This window comes from Pseudoalteromonas sp. T1lg122 (assembly GCF_002964825.1).
GTDB classification, from domain to species: domain Bacteria; phylum Pseudomonadota; class Gammaproteobacteria; order Enterobacterales; family Alteromonadaceae; genus Pseudoalteromonas; species Pseudoalteromonas gelatinilytica.
On the sequence record NZ_PQCG01000005.1, the window covers coordinates 203,741 to 221,547 of the forward strand.

At 42.4% G+C, this 17,807-nt stretch carries 21 protein-coding genes; 15 read left to right on the forward strand and 6 right to left on the reverse strand.

Annotation, left to right across the window (positions count from 1 at the left end; all coding sequences use genetic code 11):
• Positions 1-8 precede the first annotated feature (8 nt).
• From rpsS to C2M33_RS05180, 9 genes are all read left to right on the forward strand, one after another.
• A complete protein-coding gene (gene rpsS, locus C2M33_RS05140) occupies positions 9-287 on the forward strand; it encodes a 30S ribosomal protein S19 (RefSeq protein ID WP_010376377.1) in 279 nt (92 codons plus the stop codon).
• A 14-nt stretch (positions 288-301) separates the two neighbouring features.
• Positions 302-634, forward strand: a complete 333-nt coding sequence (rplV, locus tag C2M33_RS05145) for a 50S ribosomal protein L22 (RefSeq protein WP_004588690.1) — start codon at positions 302-304, stop codon at positions 632-634.
• An 11-nt stretch (positions 635-645) separates the two neighbouring features.
• Positions 646-1,347, forward strand: coding sequence for a 30S ribosomal protein S3 (gene rpsC / locus C2M33_RS05150; protein WP_063701047.1), 702 nt, complete (start codon positions 646-648; stop codon positions 1,345-1,347).
• A 12-nt stretch (positions 1,348-1,359) separates the two neighbouring features.
• The gene (rplP, locus tag C2M33_RS05155) at positions 1,360-1,773 is read left to right on the forward strand and encodes a 50S ribosomal protein L16 (RefSeq protein WP_036974208.1); all 414 of its coding nucleotides are present in this window, start codon (positions 1,360-1,362) and stop codon (positions 1,771-1,773) included.
• Positions 1,773-1,964: a 50S ribosomal protein L29 gene (gene rpmC / locus C2M33_RS05160; RefSeq protein WP_054552371.1), complete on the forward strand. Its 192-nt coding sequence runs from the start codon at positions 1,773-1,775 to the stop codon at positions 1,962-1,964. Before rplP ends, rpmC begins: the two co-directional genes overlap by 1 nt.
• The gene (rpsQ, locus tag C2M33_RS05165; RefSeq protein ID WP_063701050.1) at positions 1,964-2,221 is read left to right on the forward strand and encodes a 30S ribosomal protein S17; all 258 of its coding nucleotides are present in this window, start codon (positions 1,964-1,966) and stop codon (positions 2,219-2,221) included. The genes rpmC and rpsQ overlap by 1 nt, the downstream gene beginning before the upstream one ends.
• 376 nt (positions 2,222-2,597) lie before the next feature.
• The gene (locus C2M33_RS05170) at positions 2,598-3,236 is read left to right on the forward strand and encodes a hypothetical protein (RefSeq protein ID WP_063701053.1); all 639 of its coding nucleotides are present in this window, start codon (positions 2,598-2,600) and stop codon (positions 3,234-3,236) included.
• Between the two features lie 66 nt (positions 3,237-3,302).
• Positions 3,303-3,593 (forward strand): hypothetical protein, encoded by a 291-nt coding sequence (locus tag C2M33_RS05175; protein WP_105173909.1) that lies wholly within the window; start codon positions 3,303-3,305, stop codon positions 3,591-3,593.
• Between the two features lie 70 nt (positions 3,594-3,663).
• Entirely contained in the window at positions 3,664-4,254 is a 591-nt protein-coding gene (locus tag C2M33_RS05180) for a hypothetical protein (RefSeq protein ID WP_063701057.1), read from the forward strand.
• A gap of 42 nt (positions 4,255-4,296) precedes the next feature.
• On the opposite strand, the gene C2M33_RS05185 is transcribed toward C2M33_RS05180, so the two are convergent.
• Positions 4,297-5,937 carry an endonuclease gene (locus C2M33_RS05185; RefSeq protein WP_105173910.1) on the reverse strand — a complete coding sequence of 547 codons (1,641 nt, stop codon included), beginning with the start codon at positions 5,935-5,937 and terminating at the stop codon, positions 4,297-4,299.
• 347 nt (positions 5,938-6,284) lie between these two features.
• Here C2M33_RS05185 and C2M33_RS05190 point away from each other — a divergent pair, with 347 nt between their 5' ends.
• The 5 genes from C2M33_RS05190 (at position 6,285) to C2M33_RS05210 (ending at position 12,008) form a co-directional block, all read left to right on the forward strand.
• Positions 6,285-8,099 carry an assimilatory sulfite reductase (NADPH) flavoprotein subunit gene (locus tag C2M33_RS05190; RefSeq protein ID WP_105173911.1) on the forward strand — a complete coding sequence of 605 codons (1,815 nt, stop codon included), beginning with the start codon at positions 6,285-6,287 and terminating at the stop codon, positions 8,097-8,099.
• A gap of 48 nt (positions 8,100-8,147) precedes the next feature.
• Positions 8,148-9,845 carry an assimilatory sulfite reductase (NADPH) hemoprotein subunit gene (cysI, locus tag C2M33_RS05195; RefSeq protein ID WP_105173912.1) on the forward strand — a complete coding sequence of 566 codons (1,698 nt, stop codon included), beginning with the start codon at positions 8,148-8,150 and terminating at the stop codon, positions 9,843-9,845.
• Positions 9,846-9,883: 38 nt separating this feature from the next.
• Entirely contained in the window at positions 9,884-10,624 is a 741-nt protein-coding gene (locus C2M33_RS05200) for a phosphoadenylyl-sulfate reductase (protein ID WP_063701066.1), read from the forward strand.
• Positions 10,625-10,724: 100 nt separating this feature from the next.
• On the forward strand, positions 10,725-11,453 hold the full coding sequence (locus tag C2M33_RS05205; protein WP_105173913.1) for a substrate-binding periplasmic protein: 729 nt from the start codon (positions 10,725-10,727) through the stop codon (positions 11,451-11,453).
• A 12-nt stretch (positions 11,454-11,465) separates the two neighbouring features.
• A complete protein-coding gene (locus C2M33_RS05210) occupies positions 11,466-12,008 on the forward strand; it encodes a DUF4124 domain-containing protein (RefSeq protein WP_105173914.1) in 543 nt (180 codons plus the stop codon).
• Here the strand turns inward: C2M33_RS05210 and C2M33_RS05215 are convergent.
• The 5 genes from C2M33_RS05215 to C2M33_RS05235 all read right to left on the reverse strand — a co-directional run bounded on the left by C2M33_RS05215 (position 12,005) and on the right by C2M33_RS05235 (position 17,229).
• Positions 12,005-12,250 (reverse strand): hypothetical protein, encoded by a 246-nt coding sequence (locus tag C2M33_RS05215; RefSeq protein WP_063701070.1) that lies wholly within the window; start codon positions 12,248-12,250, stop codon positions 12,005-12,007. The two genes, C2M33_RS05210 and C2M33_RS05215, sit on opposite strands and share 4 nt — an antisense overlap.
• Before the next feature lie 81 nt (positions 12,251-12,331).
• Positions 12,332-13,219, reverse strand: coding sequence for a DUF4097 family beta strand repeat-containing protein (locus C2M33_RS05220; RefSeq protein WP_105173915.1), 888 nt, complete (start codon positions 13,217-13,219; stop codon positions 12,332-12,334).
• 175 nt (positions 13,220-13,394) lie between these two features.
• Complete coding sequence (gene acnA, locus C2M33_RS05225; RefSeq protein ID WP_105173916.1) at positions 13,395-16,145, reverse strand: aconitate hydratase AcnA; 2,751 nt, start codon at positions 16,143-16,145, stop codon at positions 13,395-13,397.
• Between the two features lie 219 nt (positions 16,146-16,364).
• Positions 16,365-16,784 (reverse strand): hypothetical protein, encoded by a 420-nt coding sequence (locus C2M33_RS05230; RefSeq protein WP_063701076.1) that lies wholly within the window; start codon positions 16,782-16,784, stop codon positions 16,365-16,367.
• 70 nt (positions 16,785-16,854) lie between these two features.
• Entirely contained in the window at positions 16,855-17,229 is a 375-nt protein-coding gene (locus C2M33_RS05235; RefSeq protein WP_105173926.1) for an RNA-binding S4 domain-containing protein, read from the reverse strand.
• Positions 17,230-17,465: 236 nt separating this feature from the next.
• Between C2M33_RS05235 and C2M33_RS05240 the strand changes: the two genes are divergently transcribed.
• Entirely contained in the window at positions 17,466-17,753 is a 288-nt protein-coding gene (locus C2M33_RS05240) for a hypothetical protein (RefSeq protein ID WP_062566674.1), read from the forward strand.
• Positions 17,754-17,807: the final 54 nt, after the last annotated feature.

Below are 17,807 nucleotides of genomic sequence, written 5' to 3' on the forward strand. Positions count from 1 at the left end.
GAATAGCCATGCCACGTTCTCTCAAGAAAGGTCCTTTTATTGACCTACACTTGCTGAAGAAGGTAGAGAAAGCGTTGGAAAGCGGTGACAAGAAGCCAATTAAAACTTGGAGCCGTCGTTCAATGATCATACCTAACATGATCGGATTGACCATCGCTGTCCATAATGGTCGTCAGCACGTTCCTGTGTTCATCACAGACGAAATGATCGGTCACAAACTAGGTGAATTTGCACCAACTCGCACTTACCGCGGTCACGCTGCGGATAAGAAAGCGAAGAAACGTTAAGAGGGGAATGATAAATGCAAGCATTAGCTAAACATAAATTCGCCTCTGGTTCGGCGCAAAAAGCACGTCTAGTTGCAGATCAGATCCGCGGACTTCCGGTTGATCGCGCTCTAGAAATCCTGGCGTACAGCCCTAAAAAAGCGGCTGTATTAGTTAAGAAAGTACTTGAGTCTGCTATTGCTAACGCAGAGCATAACGAAGGTGCTGACATTGATGAGCTTCGTGTAACTACGATCTTTGTGGACGATGGTCCTACAATGAAGCGTATTATGCCACGTGCTAAAGGACGCGCTGACCGCATCCTTAAGCGTACAAGCCACATCACTGTTGTGGTTTCAGATAGCTAGGAGTATAAGTAATGGGACAAAAAGTTCATCCTACTGGTATTCGCCTAGGTATCTCTAAACCTTGGGTTTCTACCTGGTACGCGAATTCAAAAGATTTCTCTGATCAGCTTTTTGGCGATCACAAAGTACGTGCATTCCTTACTAAGGAATTAAAAGCGGCTTCTGTGTCTAAAATCGTTATCGAGCGTCCAGCTAAATCTATCCGTGTAACAATTCACACAGCTCGTCCTGGTGTTGTTATCGGTAAAAAAGGCGAAGACGTTGAAAAACTACGTCAAGCAGTAACTAAGATTGCAGGTGTTCCGGCTCAGATCAATATTTCTGAAGTTCGTAAGCCTGAACTTGATGCACAACTAGTAGCTGACGGTATTGCGTCACAACTAGAGCGTCGTGTTATGTTCCGTCGCGCTATGAAGCGTTCGGTACAAAATGCAATGCGCATTGGTGCAAAAGGTATCAAAGTTGAAGTTAGCGGTCGTCTTGGCGGTGCTGAGATCGCACGTTCAGAATGGTATCGTGAAGGTCGTGTACCTCTACATACTCTTCGTGCTGATATCGACTACGCAACTTCTGAAGCCTTAACCACTTATGGTATCATTGGTGTTAAAGTTTGGATCTTCAAAGGCGAAGTTATTGGTGGTTTACCACTAGTACAAGAGCAAGAGAAGCCAGCTAAACGCGCGCCAAAGAAAGCCAAAAAAAGTGCTAAGTAGAGGTAGCGAGTAATGTTACAGCCAAAACGTACAAAATTCCGTAAAATGCACAAAGGCCGCAACCGCGGTTTAGCGCAAAACGGTAACAAAGTAAGCTTCGGTACTTTCGGTTTGAAAGCTACTGGCCGTGGCCGTATGACTGCTCGTCAAATCGAAGCAGCTCGTCGTGCTATGACACGTCACGTAAAGCGTCAAGGTAAAATCTGGATTCGTGTATTCCCAGATAAGCCAATTACGAACAAACCATTAGAAGTTCGTATGGGTAAAGGTAAAGGTTCTGTTGAATATTGGGTTGCTGAAATTCAACCTGGTAAAGTACTTTACGAAATGGAAGGTGTTTCTGAAGAGCTTGCTCGTGAAGCATTTAACCTTGCAGCGCGTAAATTACCATTCACAACAACTTTCGTAACTCGGACGGTGATGTAATGAAAGCTAGCGAACTAAAAGACAAAAGCGTAGAAGAGCTTAACGCTGAACTTCTAGGACTTCTTCGTGAGCAGTTTAACCTGCGCATGCAAGCAAGCACTGGTCAGTTAGCTCAGACACACACGCTAAGAACAGTACGTCGCGATATCGCGCGTGTAAAAACAGTTATTAACCAGAAGGCAGGTCAATAATGAGCGATAAAATCCGTACTCTTCAAGGCCGTGTAATCAGCGACAAGATGGATAAATCTTTCACTGTTGCTATCGCACGTTACGTGAAGCACCCAGTTTATGGGAAATTCATCAAACGTACGACTAAACTACACGTACATGACGAAAACAACACAGCTCAAGCTGGTGACGTAGTTACTATCCGTGAGTGTGCTCCTATTTCTAAGACTAAGTCTTGGACTTTAGTAGACGTTGTTGAACGTCCAAAGCAAGCTTAATTTTTAATTAAGTTTACTTACTAAAAAGCCCTGGCATTTGCTGGGGCTTTTTGTTTTTGAAATACAGCAAAAAGCGTTTAGCTGTCAGATGTCAGTCAAGCAATAGGGTTTGTTGCTGCATAGCTATAAAACCACATGTCACACCTCATGCTGAATCCAAACCATCTCAACGAACAGACTTAACCTAGAACCTTAAAACGTTACTCCCGTTAACTTGCTAACTCACCACTTTTTCTTATGAACTATTTCATTCACTTAACACTCTTAAAAATAAAAATGAGGCGCTTGAGTGTTAAAAGGGAATTACAAAGCATGGATCATCTCGATTACGCTACATGCTATGCTTTTATTGTTATTTGTTCGATATGGAAAGTCTGTGAAACTCCCCGCAGTCGCTGAACCGCCAAAAGTAATCAACGCGTATGTGAGTGTTGATTTAACTTCGTTACCTAGTTTACAGAAAACCCAAGACAAACCTTTACTGGAGCAACCGCAAGAAATAGTTGATGAGGCTAAGGCTTTACCGCAAAAAGAGGAAGCCGCTTATAGCAGCCCTAAGCAGAAAAGCGATGCTAAGGTCGTTGAACATTCAGTTAGTGAGCCCAAAGAAGTGACGAATAATAAGGTCATAAAGCCCAGTCAGACACCTGATAATTCAAAAACAACCGAAGTACCCTTTAAAAAACTCAACCCGTATGCGCCAATCCCAAAGCTTAATTTTGAAAATGGCTCTTCTAATTCGTCATTATTTGGGCAGGTTGAAGGGGCAAATAATAATTTGCCTGTAGGCAGGGTTTCAGTGCCTGCACAATTAACGGTTTCTGATAAAGCAACCGTCGTTTGGCAGAGTGGTGATGGTAGCAAGCGTATCGAGGTGTTAAATGGTATGTGTTATGGCATAGATTTTAACTCGGTGTTTGGTAAATCTGGGGTGCCAAGCGGATCGCCCAGACCCTGTGAAGACAAAGAGGCTAAGTTATTTAAAGACATTATGAATAAGTGGAGTAAAAAGTAATAATAAAACACTTTACCTCAACTTAACTTGAGCTTTTAAAGTGGCGTTTTTAAAAAGGACGCTACAATGAATCTATTAGAAAATTATCTGTTAAGTCTGCAAGTTAATACTTATAACACGTCGATTTCTCAAGTTATCGAAATACAAACGCGTATCTGGCAGTCGATCCATTCAGGTTCTAGCTATGCACAAGCGATGTTAGAGGTGTTAGAAGTGGAAAATCACTCACCACAGCAGCAACATCAAGCTCTGTTAAAACAGGTGTTACAGCTTCTTGGCTATAGTGCCCAATCTCAAGTTGATAATAACTTGCTGATTGCACATAAGCGCTTTTCACATGTATTAAACTTATCATGAACTGTCATTAGCAGGTCATAAAGTTTAGGTGAAATAAGGTCGTTTTAAGGATAAAACGGAGTTTTGCATTATGCATGAGCCGCCACAGATAATTATTCTAGGTAATGGTCCGATTAATACCGAGCTTGCTGAGCAGGTCGATAATTGTCCATCTGTTGTGCGTTTTAATCGCTGTGCAGCAATGCCTGCGCACCTAGGTAAGCGTTGCACAGATCTATGGTTATTGGGGCGAGGGAGGCAGGCGCAAAGTTTACTTGAACAGCCACTTGTTATGCCGCTTGAAGGACTTAACAAGATTATGGTCACTGATCCTGCGCCAAACTTATTCATGCAGCAACTATTCAAACTGATCCGTCGTCATGGCCGACTTGATCATGGTGACGCTTTGTTTAATTACTATGGCACAGGCTTGCAGCAAGAACGATTAACCCAGCAATTTCGCCAATCACTGCTTGCGTACCTACTAACGTTAGGACCGACAATACATAAGCCATATTGCCCAAGTTCAGGTACTTTAGCGATTGCTCACTACCTTAAATTGTTTTCAAAAGTGCATATAGCAGGTTTTGGTTTTCAGGGCTGGAAGCGTCATCCGTGGCATTTAGAAAAGCGCTATGTGGCAGAGTTAATTGACGAAAACAAAGTCGTTGTGCTTGATTAAAAAAGGCACTTAGCCGAAACTAAGCGCCTTGGCTTAACGAAGTTACCAAATCATTTCTACAAATTCTGGGTGATCCACAAATGGGTTGCGGTTACCTTGATGTTCATAAGCTGCTTGGTTACGGTCAAGCTCTAATTGGCTAACAGGGTCCGCGTTATGCCATTTTAATAACATTGCAACGACCCAGTTCTCAAAGACCTGATCAGATGAACCATTTAATACAGCATTACTGTAGGTTGTGTTGTTTTGCCATGAGCCAATCACATTTTCATAGCGTGTTGCCATATAGAAATACGCTCTTGCAAAGTCACCTTTAAATTCATCAATAGGTTCAAAAACCGTTCCTGAGTAATTTAATGAGCTAGCAGCGCTGCCTAATTTGCTGCCGTTACTAGAGGTGTAGCTTGCACTACCTACTTCACCAAATGGGTAGTTACTGCGTTTTGAATTCACATAACCATCAGTGGCGAAAATGTGATGTACGTCAGAGTTCATTGGCTCAACTGTTCCACCAAACCAACTTTTCGGGAAAGAATGCTCACGGTTGTAGCAATCTGCTTCGCTGTTGTATGTCCCACATTGGTCGCTCACAGCAACATAGTTGTAGCTATCTTGGCCTGCAGGGTTTTCTGAATAACGGTCTAAAATAGAGTTGTCGTTTTCAAAATACTTATCGCGTGAAGCAACATCGTAAAAGCTCCAAATCGCAGAATAGCCTTGTGAGTTGTGATCTTTAATGATGTTGTATAACTCTGTTTTCAGTGCATAACCACTAAGGCCTTGCGTTGTAACATAGTATCCCGTTGGCTCTGTTGGGGTTGTACCACCACCGTCACCGCCGCCTGAGCTATCACCCAAAGTAAACGGCGTTGCTTCTGAGCTTTGGAAACTTGCACCACTGGCAAGGACTGTTTGACCTAAAGAAAGGCTGTAACTGCCATTGCCGAATGAGCAGCAAATGCCATCGCCATAGCTATCAAAAATCGTAAAAGTATAGTCACCATCCGTTAAACACGCTTGCTCACTGTACTGAGTATTTGCAGCATAGCTACCGCCTGATGCTACTGCACTACCTTGGCTATTGGTGATTTGCCAGCTGGTTTCTTCACCATAGTTATCGGTAGTGAGCGTTAAAGATATTTGGTTATCTGCGCAGCTGCCCGTAGGAGGTGGGGTTGAGCCAGTGCTTGGTGCAAAGTTATCGACATACACTACTTCACTGCCATCAAAGCCTGTTACATCGTAAAAGCGCAGGCCAACACTAATTGACGTGGTAGCAGAGGCCGTGTACTGGTAACTGATTTGTTGCCATTGATTAATTAATGCCGAATTAGAATAGCCCTGATAGCCATCAACCACTAAACGTGCTTTTACGCCACCTTCTGTATGGTAAACCCAAGTAGAAAACTCATAGCTTTCACCCGCCACTACATCCACTAACTGTAGTAAGTCGGTATTACTTTGCGTGCCAGTATTAACCACGACTTGCGCTGAGTAATTGCCTGAGTAAACCACACTGCTATTAGCACTAAGGCTTATACCGCTATCTATGGTGCTCCAGCTGGCAGGGTTGTTTGCTGACCAGTTTTCGAAGTCGGCATTATTAACATTTGCCAATGTTGAACTCGCTAAACACAGTAAGCTACTGGCTAGCATGTATTTTTTACATGTCCCGTGTGACATTATCGTTTCCTTTTTATATTTTAATAGTTTTTGCTGTTCTCAAAATGAACACAGCGAGTATAGGCTAATTGGCTTATGTTGCAATAATGTTAATTAATAAAAGTTTCTTATTTGGGGATTCATACTTCTAATATGTTTTTTTTGGATAAATACTAAATTAATAACTAAATGGAATATCAAAGCAGATTCTATTCTTTTTTAAACGCCTCAGACCTCGTTATTCTTCACGCTCAGATAAACCTTTAAAGCATTTCTATTGGGTCTTTAAAGTCGAAAAAATTGTTCGCGAAATGATGGTAGCAAGTTCGTTTCGCAGTTAACTTTTCAGGGTTACGAGGAATAAATTCATGTTGTTAAGTCAACTAAATGCAGCGGCGAGTCCGCTATCGCAAGAGCAAGTACAGAAGCTGCAAGGCTTAGTGGCTGAACTTAATCCAATTCAGCAAGCGTGGGTAAGTGGTTACTTAGCCGCTAACGCAAACGCAGGCGCATTAACCGGTGGTGTTGCTGCCGCTCCAGCTGCGGGTGATGCTGCACCGCTAACTATTTTATACGGTTCGCAAACGGGTAACGCTAAAGGCGTGGCGAGCAAGTTAAAAGAACAAGCAGAGTCACGTGGTCTATCGGTTAAGCTAGTCAACATGGCTGACTACAAGCCAACTGCCCTGAAAAAAGAAAAGTTCATCACGGTTGTTGTTTCAACTTACGGTGAGGGTGAGCCACCTGAAGATGCTGAAAGCCTGCATGAGTTTTTAGCGACTAAAAAAGCACCAAAACTAGATGGTGTTAAAGTTGCTGTGATTGGGTTAGGTGACTCAAGCTACGAATTCTTCTGCCAAACAGCAAAAGATTTTGAAGAGCGTTTTAACAAGCTTGGCGCAGAAACTATTTTCCAGCGTGCCGACTTAGATGTTGATTACGATGATGAAGCTGCTAAGTGGATTGATGGTGCACTTGATGCGTTTGAACCTGATCTTAAAGCGCAGCAACAAGCAAGCGGTGGTCAAGTTGTGGCGATGCCATTTGGTGCAGCGGCACCAGCAGCAAGCCAATACACCAAGCAAAACCCATTTGCTGCAGAGCTAAGCGTTGTGCAAAAAATTACCGGTCGTGATTCAACCAAAGATGTGCGTCATGTTGAAATTTCATTAGAAGGTTCAGACATTACCTATACACCGGGTGATTCGCTAGGCGTTTACTTCTTAAATGACGAAGCACTTGTTGATGAAGTACTTACGCTTACTCAAATTGATGCATCTAGCACGGTTAAACTCGGCGACGAAGAGCTAAGTATTCGTGATGCATTAATCGAAAAATTAGAGTTAACCCAGTCATACCCAGGTTTTGTTGAAAAATATGCAACAGCAACTGGCAATCCTGAATTATTAAAGTTAGTTGAAGATAAAGCGGCAATGCGTGAGTACATCGAACCTCGCCAAATCTTCGATATTATTCGTCAAAACCCAGCTCAACTAGAAGCGCAAACCTTAGTAGACTGCTTACGTAAACTACAAGCACGTTTATATTCGATTGCATCTAGCCAAGCTGAAGTTGAAGAAGAAGTTCACTTAACGGTGGGCCTGGTTGAGTTTGATGCATTTGGTAGCGAGCACTTAGGTGGGTGTTCTGGTTATTTAGCACGTCGTGCTGAAGAAGGCTGCAAAGTAAAAGTATTTAGCGAGCATAACGATAATTTCCGTTTACCGGCTAATGATGAAACGCCAATTATCATGGTAGGTCCGGGTACGGGTATTGCACCATTCCGTGCGTTTTTACAAGAGCGTGATGCGCGTGAAGCAAGTGGTAAAAACTGGTTATTCTTTGGTAACCCACACTTTACTCAAGACTTCTTATATCAAGTTGAAATTCAAGGTTACTTGAAGTCAGGTTTACTGACTAAAGTGGATGTGGCGTTTAGCCGTGACCAAGCGGAAAAAGTATATGTTCAAGACAAACTTCGCAAAAACAGCCAAGAAGTATTTGCTTGGTTAGAAGCGGGTGCTCATTTCTATATCTGTGGTGATGCAAACCGTATGGCGAAAGATGTTCATCAGGCGCTTGTAGACATTATCAAAGAAAATAGCGGCAAAGATGATGAACAAGCTGAGCAATATTTAAAAGATTTACGTAGCGCAAATCGCTATCAGAAAGACGTGTACTAATCACGTTTAAAGCTAACAGCCGTCACTGTAACAAATTTAGGAAATACCATGAGCGAACAAGACAAAAACGTAAAGCTTTCTGATAACGAGCGTTTGAAAAGAGAAAGTAACTTTTTACGTGGCACCATTGAACAAGATTTAAAAGACGAGATCACCGGTGGTTTCACTGCTGATAACTTCCAACTGATCCGTTTCCACGGCATGTACCAGCAAGATGACCGTGATATTCGCCCTGAGCGTGCTAAACAAAAATTAGAGCCGTTACATAATGTTATGTTACGTGCTCGTATGCCTGGCGGTATCATCAAGCCAGAGCAATGGTTAGCGATTGATAAGTTTGCAGAAGAGAAAACCAGCTATGGCAGTATTCGTTTAACCACGCGTCAAACGTTCCAGTTCCATGGTGTGCTTAAGCCAAATATTAAAGGCATGCATCAAATGCTCAATAGCGTGGGCATTGACTCAATTGCAACGGCGGGCGACGTAAACCGAAACGTATTATGTACAACGAACCCAGTTGAATCTGAGCTTCACCAAGAAGCGTACGAGTGGGCAGCGAAGATCTCTGAGCACCTATTACCAAAAACTAAAGCATACGCTGAAATTTGGTTAGATGGTGAAAAGAGTGAAACCACAGAAGAGCCAATTTTAGGTTCAACTTACTTACCACGTAAGTTTAAAACCACAGTAACAATTCCACCGAACAATGAGGTGGATGTGCATGCGAACGACTTAAACTTTGTTGCAATTGCAGAAAATGGCAAGTTAGTTGGTTTTAACGTGTTAGTGGGTGGTGGTCTTGCGATGACTCACGGTGATACAGCAACGTATCCTCGTAAAGCGGATGACTTTGGTTTTATTCCACTTGAGCACACCTTGAAAATTGCTGAGCACGTCGTGTCTGTACAACGAGATTGGGGTAACCGCTCAAATCGTAAAAATGCGAAAACTAAGTACACACTAGACCGTGTAGGTACGGATGTATTTAAAGCTGAAGTTGAAAAACGTGCTGGTGTTAAATTTGAACAGAGCCGCCCGTATGAGTTCACTCACCGTGGTGACCGTATCGGTTGGGTTGAAGGTATTGATGGTAAGCACCATTTAACGCTGTTTATCCAAAGTGGTCGTATTTTAGATTACCCAAATCAACCTCTTAAAACAGGCTGCCGTAAAATTGCGGAAATTCACCAAGGTGATTTCCGTATGACAGCAAACCAAAACTTGATCATCGCAGGTGTTCCAGCTGATCAAAAAGCGGTAATCGAAGAGATCGCTCGTAACCATGGCTTAATTGATGACAGCCATACAGAGCAGCGTAAAAACTCAATGGCGTGTGTGGCATTACCAACGTGTCCGTTAGCGATGGCAGAAGCTGAGCGTTATTTACCAAGCTTAATTGAGAAAACAGAAGCGCTATTAGCGAAACATGGTATTGGCGATGACAACATCATTATGCGTGTTGTGGGTTGTCCGAATGGCTGTGGCCGCGCAATGTTGGCAGAAGCGGGTCTGGTTGGTAAAGGTCCAGGAAAATACAACGTGTACTTAGGTGGTAACCGTGAAGGCACGCGTATTCCAAAACTGTATTTAGAAAATGTTGGCGAAGACGTATACCTAGACGCATTCGATAAGCTAATTGGCCAATGGGCAAGTGAGCGTAATGAAGGCGAGTGTTTTGGTGATTTTGTAATTCGCAAAGGCATTGTTGCTGAAGTTAAAGTTTCAGTAACTGATTTTCACGCATAATTTTATAAGCGACACCGCTTTAAGGTTTGGAATTAACCATGAGTGAATTTAAAAACATCTTAACGATGAGCAAAGAAGACCAAACAGCTATGTTGGCTGATATTAATGGTCTTCTGGCTGATAAAAGCGCAGAGGAGCGTGTTGCGTGGGCACTTGAAAACTTACCAAGCACGCACTTTTTGTCGTCGAGCTTTGGTATTCAAGCGGCGGTGATGTTGCATTTAGTGACATCGCAGCAGCCAGATATTCCTGTGGTACTGACTGACACTGGTTATTTGTTCCCAGAAACCTATCAGTTCATCGAGCAAATGACGGAGCGACTTTCGCTTAATCTTAAAGTGTATAAAGCTGAGCTTAGCCCGGCGTGGCAAGAAGCGAAGTTTGGTAAACTTTGGGAACAAGGTGAAGCCGGTATTAAGCAGTACAATCAACTGAATAAAGTTGAGCCAATGACCCGTGCTTTAAACGAGCTTGAAGCGGGTACGTGGTTTAGTGGTTTGCGCCGTGATCAATCATCTAGTCGAGCTGACAAGCAAATTGTTGAAATCAGCCGTGGTACTGTGAAAGTGTATCCACTTATTGAGTGGAACAACCGCGATATTTACCAGTATCTAACTAAGCATGATTTGCCGTATCACCCACTTTGGGAGCAAGGTTATGTATCTATGGGCGATGTTCATACAACCCGTAAACTTGAGCCTGGTATGACAGAAGAAGAGACTCGTTTCTTCGGTTTAAACCGTGAATGTGGCTTACATATTGATGGTGACGGTATCTAATCCTAAATTCCTATCAGAATTTTCGTAAAGCGCAACCTAGGTTGCGCTTTTTTTGTGCTATTTATATACAATCCCTGGCTCAATTTTATGAGAGAAAATTATGAGTCGTGCTGTTGTTTTTTTATTATTGCTTTTAATTGCGCCTTTAGTGCGAGCAGAAACGTTACAGGTTGCGCTGTATGACACGGATTATCCCCCTTATCATTTTGCTGACAGTGGCCATAAAGGACTTGTTGATGAGCTATTAACTCGTTTTGCTGAAAAATATAATCACGATATTCAATACATGCTGGTACCCGAGGTGCGTTCACAGCATTTACTTGATGAAGGCAAGGTTGATGTGCGCTTAGAGTCTGAGCAATGGTATCGTGGACATAAGCAATACTATTGGAGTGATAGTATCGCTGTTGTAGAAGATATTTTAGTGATGCCCAGTGGTTGTCATATTCCAGCGATTGATAAGTTAGGCGGCTATGTGTTGATGGCCCGTTTTGGTTATACCTACCCGCAATTTGAAGCATTGTTTGCATCAGGTAAGTTGCACCGCGAAGACTTTTACTCTGAAATAGATATGCTGAAGGCTTTAGTTGATATGCAGCAAAATCAACGTGTTGCTGTTATCGCAAAAAACACACTGCAGTGGTATGCCTCAAAAAATAATGCCTTTAAAAAATTCACGGTAAGTGATTACAGTGTGGGCAAAGCGCCGATGCAATTACAGTTTGCTTACAATGAAAAAGGGAAGCGTATGAGCGAGCAATTTAATGAATTTATGAAAAATCTTAAATCATCCGGTGAATTTGCTAAGATTGAGAGTAACTACCAATAATCGGTAAATGGAATGATTAAGCGTTTTTGTTATCTTGCGGTTATGTTGCTTCTGACCAGTGTTGCCCTGCTGTTTTACATTAAAAAGCCAGACGGAAAACCTTACCTAGAGCTGAGCATGTTCGAGCGTTACTCAGAAAAAGTAAGTGGTGATGTGAGTGATTTTGCTTCGCAAAGTGCCGATACACTTACCAGCCAAGCAAAAAAGCTCACTGAGAAGTTGAGCTTGAGCAAAGACGCAAATGCACCTGTCGTGGTGTATAAATGGCAAGATGAGCATGGTCAGTGGCACTATGCTGATACCCCTCACCCTAATTACGTTAGTACTGCGGTAAGTTTAGATCCTAACGACATAACTGTGTTACCGGCAGAGACATTTCAAGCTGATGAGAAGCAAGCAGCAACAGTTAAAACTAACGAAACATCTTCGGTGCTTGGGGTATACGACCCTAAAAATGTACAAAAGATGATGCAAGATGCTGAGCAAGTAAAACAGCTTATGGAGCAACGTAACAAGCAACTTGAGCAACAGCTCAAAGAACAAGGTAGGAATTAGCTTTGCTTGTCCTGTGCTGTGAGATCGCTTTCCATTTTCATCAGTAAAATAGTGAGATAAATTTTGGTGGGCAAAGAGAACAGCACACCAACAGCAATGCACGCTGCGCTGATCATAATGCCATGCACACCCATGCTATCACCTAAGTAATTACCAGCTAATAAAGAATGCCCCAAAATAATTAGGCAAATACCTAAAATAATAAAGGTTTTTAAGATTCGAATGATGGTTTGTTCAGTCATACAAGCACCTCACTTTAGCCTTAATTAAAGTGTAGGTGCTGTTGTTATTAATAGGATTGTTCTAAATCAAGCAATTGTCGGTTATCTGTCCAATTTTACTGGGCCGTTGATGTTATCGATACTTAAATCACCGGAACCCGCTTCGATAATTGTGAGGCCGAGTGTGTCATCAACATAAATGCTGCCAGAGCCATCGGTAATGGTAACCAGCCCTTTGATTTGTCTTACATCTATATCACCAGAGCCATCTTCGATAGTAAGCGCACCAGCCAATGTTTTAACGCTGATACTACCTGATTCATCAATAATACGTGCAGGGCCTTGGCTGTTTTCGATGCGGATATCACCAGAGTCATCTTCAATATCAATACGCCCTTGGCCTTGGTCTATCATAATTGAGCCTGAGTCGTCTTCAATGCTGATATTGCCGCTGACATTGCTAATACGTATATCGCCCGAGTCATCATCAATATTAATAGTGCGACCCCCTTCGATCACAATTGATCCTGAGTCATCATCAATGCTGATATCGTTTTGCATCGCACGTATCACGATATCACCTGAGTCATCATCGATATCTAGTTTTAGGTTACTAGGCACAGAGACAATTAAATCAATATGAGGTGATGAGCCACTGTAAAACGATAAGCTACCATTATTGAGCTTGCTGATAAGCTCAGCCGTGTCGCCATGCTTTTCGAGGGTTAGCGTATAAGTTTCATCGCCTTTAGCCGCATAGATATTAGCATTCACTGTGATAGCCGTGGCGTTGCTGTCGCCTTTGATGATCAATGAACCGGCTTCAGCATCAATTTTTAATTCGTTGATATTTGCAGCCGACACGCTTAAGTCTTGTTGTTTTTGTTCTGCGATTTGACCCGGAGAGACATGAATTACACAGCCTGTTAATAATAAACTTGATGAGATGGCCGTTGCGCAAATTGCGCGTTTGAATGATGCAATAGTCATAGGAATTCCAAAATTATTATGGTTGTTATCTGGTTAGCAGTTGCAAACTATGGTCCAATTTTAACATGCTGATTTTTATGTGCTTTTCATTTTTTGTAAATAAGTGTGTTGCTCTAAACTGTAATTTATTGAAAAAGGGGCTGAAAATTCAGCCCCTTAGTTAACTTAACAGCAATTACTGCTCAGCCAGCATATTACGCAGTACATACTGTAAAATACCGCCGTGTTTGTAGTAATCCCACTCTTTCGGGGTATCTATACGCACATCAACACTAAAGCTAATTTGTTTGCTTTCACTGTTGGTCGCAATCACACTGACTTCATTGGTTTTGTCATATAAGCCTTCAAAGTCGAATGACTCTTGACCCGTTAGACCCAATGACTCATAGCTTTCACCTTCTTTAAATTGTAGGGGTAAAACACCCATACCAATCAGGTTTGAACGGTGAATACGCTCATAGCTTTGTGCAATAACGGCTTTAACACCAAGTAAAAGTGAGCCTTTAGCTGCCCAGTCGCGTGATGAGCCCGTGCCATATTCCGCACCCGCTAAAATAATCAGTGGCGTGCCATCTTGCTGATATTGCATCGCAGCATCATAAATGCTGGCAAGCTCATCGCTTGGCTGCATACGGGTCACACCGCCTTCGGTACCCGGTGCTAATAGATTACGTAAACGCACATTAGCAAAGGTACCTCGCATCATCACTTCGTGGTTACCACGACGCGAACCATACGAGTTAAATTGTGCTTTTTGCACACCGTGCTCTTGCAAGTAAAGACCTGCTGGGGCATCTGCTTTAATTGCACCTGCTGGCGAGATGTGGTCGGTGGTTACTGAGTCACCTAATTTTGCCAAACAGCGTGCACCACTAATGCTCGGAATGCCTGGAGGCTCAATTTCCATACCATCAAAGAATGGCGCTTTTTTGATGTAGGTTGACGCATCATCCCAATCATAAAGTTTGCCATCAGGAATTTGAATTTTCTGCCAGCGATCATCGCCTTGATACACATTACCATAGCTTGATGCGAACATTTCTTTGGTCACGGTTTCACGGACGAGTTCGTTTACTTCACTAACACTTGGCCAAATATTTTTTAGATAAATGTCATTACCATTTGGGTCTTGCGCAAGCGGTTCGTTATACACGTCGATATCTGTACGACACGCAATTGCGTATGCAACCACAAGGGGTGGTGAGGCTAAGAAGTTCATTTTCACATCTTGGTGAATACGGCCTTCAAAGTTACGGTTACCCGATAAAATAGAGCTGACAACCAGTTTATGCTTTTGAATTGCTTCACTGATTTCATCAGCTAAAGGCCCTGAGTTACCAATACAGGTTGTACAACCATAACCAACAAGGTTAAAGCCTAAGGCATCTAAATCATCCATCAAGTCGGCTTTTTTCAAGTAATCAGTCACCACTTGAGAGCCCGGAGCAAGTGAGGTTTTAACCCATGGCTTCACCTTTAAGCCTAATTGCTTGGCTTTTTTAGCCACTAAGCCTGCCGCTAAAATAACACTAGGGTTTGAAGTGTTTGTACAGCTAGTAATTGCAGCAATGACACACGCACCGTCTTTCAGCTCAAACTGTTCGCCTTTAAAGTTAACTTTAGCCGCACCCATATATTGTGCTTCGTTTACTGGCTCATCAGGGTTAGTTGTTGGGCCTTCGTCTTCAATGCGCGCTTCTTGGGCATCGCTTTTATCACGGTGTTGCATGCGCTCATCTTGGAAGCCTTTTAAGTGCTCACCAATAATGCTACCTGCTTTATCAAGGGCTATTCTATCTTGCGGGCGTTTAGGGCCAGCAAGACTCGGCACCACATCATCAAGGGATAACTCGAGAGTGTCTGTATAATGAGCTTCATCGCCAGGGTTACGCCACAAGCCTTGATGTTTTGCATAGTCCTCGATGAGTTTAAGTTGTTTGTCATCGCGGTTAGTTAAACGCAGGTAGTTAATGGTTTCATCATCAATTGGGAAAATACCGCAAGTTGCACCATACTCTGGTGCCATGTTTGCGATAGTTGCACGGTCTGCAAGTGGTAAATCAGCAAGACCATCACCATAAAACTCAACAAATTTACCCACAACGCCATGCTTACGCAGCATTTCTGTGACGGTTAACACAAGGTCAGTTGCCGTTGTGCCTTCTGGTAGGCGACCATTGAGCTTAAAGCCAACCACTTGTGGAATGAGTAAGCTGATTGGTTGACCAAGCATTGCGGCTTCGGCTTCAATACCACCCACACCCCAGCCAAGTACCCCAAGACCATTGATCATGGTGGTGTGCGAATCGGTTCCGACTAGGGTATCTGGGTAAGCGAGTGATTTCCCATTTTTACTATCGTTAAATACCACACGGGCTAAATATTCTAAATTAACTTGGTGTACGATGCCGGTAGCGGGAGGTACGACCTTCAAGTTATCGAAGGCGGTTTGCCCCCAGCGTAAAAATTCGTAACGCTCTTTGTTGCGCTCATATTCAAGTTTCGCATTTAAGTCGAAAGAACCATCTTCACCGTAACCATCAACTTGCACAGAGTGATCAATTACCAGCTCAGCAGGTGACAATGGGTTTATCTTCGCAGGATCGCCACCGAGTTTTTCCATGGCATCACGCATCGCGGCTAAATCAACAATGGCGGGAACACCTGTAAAGTCTTGCATGACAACGCGAGCAGGCGTAAATGCGACTTCTGCAGATGGTTTAGCTTGTGGATCCCAGTTTAATAAGGCATCGATATCTTGCTTTTTAATATTGACGCCATCTTCATTGCGCAACAGGTTTTCAAGTAAGATTTTTAATGAGAATGGCAGACGTTTTGCTTTGTCGCCTAAACCTTGTAAAGAGTGAATATGATATTGCTCACCATTAATCGTAAGCTGTTTTTGGGTATCAAAACTGTTATTCATTATTTGCCCCTGTGGTTTGAGCAAGCAATTTGGCTTGCTTTGTTGTTTCCTTTTCGAAATAGACACAGTGTTATTGCAAACTTAATACCAGCTGAGATATTCATCTAGCTGATGAAAAAATATGCTATCTAATATAGTTGCTGCCGATGTGATTTATTTCAAGGGGGAGGGACAGATAAAAGGGTAGTTACTTTAAACTACCCTCAGAAATAAGTGTTTTTAGTTGAGCCAATTTTGTTGTTTACCTTTATGGCTAATAAACAGTAATAGTAAGCCAATAACGATCACACACAGTGGCATTGCTAATGCGCTGGTACCAAACATGGCAAGGCTATCTATCACCACAAAATTATAATATTGCTGGACTAAGACAGCGATAAACGAGATTAAAAATAGCTCGCGCGCAAGCGCTTTTTTGGCGAGTAATAGAATGCTCGCGAAACTGGCTGCAAACACGGCTATCGCAAAGGCAGCCGTTGACCAGAGCGGGATGTCGCGGTATGCGGCTTGTTGTGCTTCAGGGAGTTGGCTAATCATTTCGGGTGTGATCAACAGCTGCATTACAAATGCAATGACACCTAAAAGATTCCACACAAGGGCTGCCCAAGCAAGTGGCTTGAGCCAAGCTGGAGGGTTCATAAATCACCTTTTATTGTTGTTATTATCACATTCAATTAAAGGTGATTTATGTTAACTAAGCAAGCTCTAGTTAACCAAAAGAGATAGGGCGACGGCCGGTTTTTTCGTCCACTTTTGACTTTTTAGTACGTTTACGCTTTGATTTTTTTGGCGCTTCTTCAGCGCTTTGTGGTTGTGCTTTTTGTACTGGTTCTGGTGGGCGAGGATTTGGTGTTGCATCTTCGCTTAATGTCAGTTGGAACAGCTCACCATCAAATGCAAGCACGTCACCACTGTATAATTTTTTCCGTTTTATTGTACAAATTTCATAGTTAACCCCAACATAACCTTCACCAATTAAGGCTTTTGCTTGGCCGCCTGTTTCGACTAGGTCGAGCACTTTTAGCAAGTTACATAGCTCTATTGGCTCTTCTTCTAGTTCAATTTCGATGAAATCTTCGTTCATGTTGGTCTCTCTTAATTCAATCGCAGCCATTATAAAGCCTAGCACTCAATTGAACCAAGATTAAATTTTTAAGCTCTTCAAGCGGTTAAAATTTACAGCAATAAATAATCTGAAATTTTTACAAACAGTAAAAAAACTGCAGTATTTACTGGATACACTGCGCGCGTTTGGAATTGGTGTACAAATTGCTAAATGCATGTCCGTTTCATTTTTTTATTCGTTCAGGAGAAGTTGTAATGGGCGTAAGATCAGCGCTAAGAAAAGAGTTAATGGGTTTGCAAGATTCGTCTCTGCTTGCTGCAGATGATGTGCGAGCTTTGTTAACACAAACAATTAAGTCTCAGCCTGAAAAGTCAGAACAAGGTTTTGCGTTAATTTCGCGATTTAATGATAATCATAGCCAGCTGAGTTCAGGGGAAACAAATAAAGAAAAGCTGCTCCAGCATCAAACCCACCGTTTATTTAAAGATATTCTATATACCCGTCAAAGTGTTAATAGTTGGCTAAAAAAACATCTTAATTAATTGATTTATTGTTTTTCTCACTTTAGACTACACTTGTAATCCAAAGTGAGAAAA

Coding starts and splice junctions, on each gene's coding strand:
- rpsS (WP_010376377.1), top strand. CDS start 9: ATGCCACGTTCTCTCAAGAAAGGTCCTTTTATTGACCTACACTTGCTG.
- rplV (WP_004588690.1), top strand. CDS start 302: ATGCAAGCATTAGCTAAACATAAATTCGCCTCTGGTTCGGCGCAAAAA.
- rpsC (WP_063701047.1), top strand. CDS start 646: ATGGGACAAAAAGTTCATCCTACTGGTATTCGCCTAGGTATCTCTAAA.
- rplP (WP_036974208.1), top strand. CDS start 1,360: ATGTTACAGCCAAAACGTACAAAATTCCGTAAAATGCACAAAGGCCGC.
- rpmC (WP_054552371.1), top strand. CDS start 1,773: ATGAAAGCTAGCGAACTAAAAGACAAAAGCGTAGAAGAGCTTAACGCT.
- rpsQ (WP_063701050.1), top strand. CDS start 1,964: ATGAGCGATAAAATCCGTACTCTTCAAGGCCGTGTAATCAGCGACAAG.
- C2M33_RS05175 (WP_105173909.1), top strand. CDS start 3,303: ATGAATCTATTAGAAAATTATCTGTTAAGTCTGCAAGTTAATACTTAT.
- C2M33_RS05180 (WP_063701057.1), top strand. CDS start 3,664: ATGCATGAGCCGCCACAGATAATTATTCTAGGTAATGGTCCGATTAAT.
- C2M33_RS05185 (WP_105173910.1), bottom strand. CDS start 5,937: ATGTCACACGGGACATGTAAAAAATACATGCTAGCCAGTAGCTTACTG.
- C2M33_RS05190 (WP_105173911.1), top strand. CDS start 6,285: ATGTTGTTAAGTCAACTAAATGCAGCGGCGAGTCCGCTATCGCAAGAG.
- cysI (WP_105173912.1), top strand. CDS start 8,148: ATGAGCGAACAAGACAAAAACGTAAAGCTTTCTGATAACGAGCGTTTG.
- C2M33_RS05200 (WP_063701066.1), top strand. CDS start 9,884: ATGAGTGAATTTAAAAACATCTTAACGATGAGCAAAGAAGACCAAACA.
- C2M33_RS05205 (WP_105173913.1), top strand. CDS start 10,725: ATGAGTCGTGCTGTTGTTTTTTTATTATTGCTTTTAATTGCGCCTTTA.
- C2M33_RS05210 (WP_105173914.1), top strand. CDS start 11,466: ATGATTAAGCGTTTTTGTTATCTTGCGGTTATGTTGCTTCTGACCAGT.
- C2M33_RS05215 (WP_063701070.1), bottom strand. CDS start 12,250: ATGACTGAACAAACCATCATTCGAATCTTAAAAACCTTTATTATTTTA.
- C2M33_RS05220 (WP_105173915.1), bottom strand. CDS start 13,219: ATGACTATTGCATCATTCAAACGCGCAATTTGCGCAACGGCCATCTCA.
- acnA (WP_105173916.1), bottom strand. CDS start 16,145: ATGAATAACAGTTTTGATACCCAAAAACAGCTTACGATTAATGGTGAG.
- C2M33_RS05230 (WP_063701076.1), bottom strand. CDS start 16,784: ATGAACCCTCCAGCTTGGCTCAAGCCACTTGCTTGGGCAGCCCTTGTG.
- C2M33_RS05235 (WP_105173926.1), bottom strand. CDS start 17,229: ATGAACGAAGATTTCATCGAAATTGAACTAGAAGAAGAGCCAATAGAG.
- C2M33_RS05240 (WP_062566674.1), top strand. CDS start 17,466: ATGGGCGTAAGATCAGCGCTAAGAAAAGAGTTAATGGGTTTGCAAGAT.